The 3207-nt window shown below is 56.0% G+C and carries 1 protein-coding gene; it reads right to left on the bottom strand.

What is annotated here, in order from left to right:
- Positions 1 to 261: 261 nt before the first annotated feature.
- A complete protein-coding gene (locus BRAS3843_RS37175) occupies positions 262 to 2232 on the bottom strand; it encodes an AAA family ATPase (protein ID WP_035984085.1) in 1971 nt (656 codons plus the stop codon).
- Positions 2233 to 3207 lie beyond the last annotated feature (975 nt).

A 3207-nucleotide genomic window follows, 5' to 3' on the forward strand; every position in this document is an offset into this window, starting at 1 on the left:
GCCGATGCTGTTCGAGCGCTTCCCCAACATGACGCTGCCCGATCCGGCGAGCGTGCGCTGGCATGGGTTTGGATTTCGGGGGCCGCTCAACTTGCCGGTTCGGTTACAGTAGGATGGGCGCGAGTGGCGCGGGACATGAGGTAGGCCGGCAGCGGCGCCAATATCAATCTGGGGCGCAAGATCATGCCTGACGACATCGCCCGCGCGGTAGGCGGCTCTGACGCGAATGGCGGATTATGCTCCGCTAGTCCGGCCTACACGTTACTTCAATAAAGCGTTGAGCGCCTTGAAGGCTGCCTCGAAGCGATCCTTAGCCTCTCTGGGGAGCTTTGTTGCGAGGTTCCTTGAGTGTTCGTTGAAGTAGCGAGCTGGTCGATAATGGCTGAATGCACCTTCCTTTAGCGGGTTATCGACAAGATACTTCTCGAGACGCTGGAGGATGCGGGGCTCCTTGGATTTTAAGGCCTTTACCTCGATCTCACTCCGGAGTTGATGGGCAAATTCGGCATTGATGAGCCCAAGATAGAAATCCGCACCGAACATGTCCTCAATGTCAGCTTCCGCCGTCTTTGTGAAATCGGCAAAGGTTAAGACGTTTGCCTTCTTCAAAAGTTTTTCTCGATATAGTCCCTCAATCTTCTGCTGGTCAGCGGACTGGCTGTCGATCAGCGTGGCAATAGTCATACCCTTCTGAGCGCCCAGGAGTGCCACAAAGGTCGGCACTTTCGCGGAGCCGCCTACAGGAGTGATGGTCCATCGAGGATCGAGGCCGACCCTATTTTCCTCTTGCAAGATAGCGGACATCGCTTGCAGGAAGAGTAAATCCGCGGCGCCCTCAACGACGAGCGAATAAGGGCCAATGAAGAGGGTTTGATTTAGCTCATATCCCAGAGCCCCTTGCAACGGGAAGAGACTATCTGGGCTCGCTGCAAACACATCATCCAGAACGCGCGTGCCTTCTGTACCACCACTGGACTCCAACTCTGAATCGATGCTCTTGTCTTGCACTATCCGAACACGCTCGAAATGTTCTGGGTCGATCATAAAGGGGGAATGTGTGGTGTAGATAAGCTGATGGGTCCCCTTCAATTCCGTCTCGAAATATCTCAACAGATCATGTTGCGCCTTGGCATGCAAGGTAAGGCCCGGCTCATCGAGAAGCAAAATCATCGGCTCGTCGTTCTGTTTCACGTCTGAGTACCAAGCCAGAAAAGAAAAAAACCAAACAAAGCCGCGAGACCTGCTACCCAATTCAGTTGTGACCTGATGTCGGGTGTCGTAGACGCCGCCCCAGATGTTCGTGCCTTGACGCATCTCCGGCGGGTCTCCCGGCCTTGCGGGCCTCACATCAAACGTCATTCTCAGGTGTCTGTTCTGAGACCAATATCTCAGCACCTGTCGGGTGAGGTGGTTGCTGGCGCCTTCCAACTTACTCTTCAATTCGATGGTGCTGGCTGGGTTGATTAGCTCTGGGAGCTTGAGGCGCGCCAACCTGATGAGGCCGAGCAGCGGGTAATCGGAGGGCTTGAGCTGACTCGGGTTCGCCCCCTCGCGCTGCATGAGCGCCTCGATATTTTCGTGGCCGGTCATTTGATAATATTCGTCGAAGTAGAGGAACTTCGGCCAACGAGCGTTGAGCATCTGCGAAAAAATGTAGCTGCTCAAGTCGTTCTTTTTTATTTCACTAAGGATGCGAACGAGCCTCTTAACCTCTGCGGTTTGCTCTTGAGCTTGAAGAATCTGAATTAGTCCATCCGCTGTATTCGCGGCGCCTTTCAGTGCCTCTCTGGTTTGATCCGAGAGGTCGGCCTGACTAACAAGATGCTGTAGGCCTTTCTCCGTGTCGACACTCAGCAAATAGGTCCTACTGTTGTTGTAATCCTTCGAGAAAGTGATTTCCGGGTTGGTGACGCAGGCTTCGCCAAATGTGTCAGCAATAGTGGCCAACTCATCCTCATCGAGAGCAAAGCAAGCCTGTATCGGTAAGGCAACTTTGCGTTTTCCTGATTCAACCCCGTGCCGATAATCCTCAACATCCATTCGAGGGTAGTCGATTGTCACATCAAAATTCGCGTCGGCTGCCACAACCGGATTGAGCTTATACAGCGCCTTCAACAATGCGCTTTTGCCAGCTTCGTTTTTGCCTACCAAGGATGTGATTTCAGAAACTGTGACACGGCCCGAATCGCGGACGCTTTGGTAATCTCGAACGTGAAACCATTTCAACCACATGGCTCTGCAAATCCTCTCTTCGAAACAGCAGACTAGGCGCGAGTAAGACGAAAGAGTCAATCAATGCGAGCGGCAATTCCACAGTCACTCGTCGGCAAACTGGCCGATGATCCTCCTCACTTGGCCCTGGTCCGAGTAGCGCCTCCGTGCTGCTCCTACATCCGCAGAGAGTCGTCTATAGACCCGGCCGATCTGTGGGCCGGGCAGCGCACAAAGGCCGGCGACGACAGTGACGCGATCAACCCGACCGGAGCACAAACTCGATAACGCTCTCCCGCATCCCACCCATGCCCCAACTGCCCGTCGTGCCAGTTTGCCGCATCACGTCGGGCAAAGCGCAGCTTGCACCGTCGGGCAAATCAGAACGATCATTCGTGCCGTCTCGCGCTCACTGGAGGGGCGTTTCGCGATCGTCACGGACCGTGGAGCGTGGGATGCGGTGGCCGCATCGGGTCGCAGTGCGCTGTCAGCGTGCGGACGAACGAGCCTGATGTGGACGGTCAAGCCGTGTGGTCCGGGCATCCCGGTGCTGATGCCGAGTGGGCGGGGATGATCCGCCGATGACGGGGGCAAAAAGCCGGTCCCCGCGGAGAGCGCGGAGCAGCCGTTAAACCCATCGCGCAGGGAAGGCCGGATGTTCGGCCAATCCTGTGGTGACTGCCGCCTGCTTTTCTTTCTGCAGGCGGGCCATGGGTGCGGCCTGCACCCGGCCTTCCCTGCGCCCTCCTCGTTTCGAGGGCGTCCAAAAGAGCAAAGCTCGGACGCGAAAACGCGCCGCGAGGCTGCGAAGCCGCGCCGTCAGGTCGGAGATAAAGGGGAAAAGCGCCGGAAATGGCGCTCCCTAGGGGACTTCAGGTTCCTAGGAATATCAATGACTTAGGAAATGGTGGGACATAAAACCCTTCCACGGAATCGTTAGAGTTTCTGTGACGGGTGTCTCACCGTCGGCGACCCAAGAAGGTCGTCGTGAGGGGG

Origin of the sequence: Bradyrhizobium sp. STM 3843 (genome assembly GCF_000239815.1) — a bacterium.
Classification (GTDB): Bacteria; Pseudomonadota; Alphaproteobacteria; order Rhizobiales; family Xanthobacteraceae; genus Bradyrhizobium.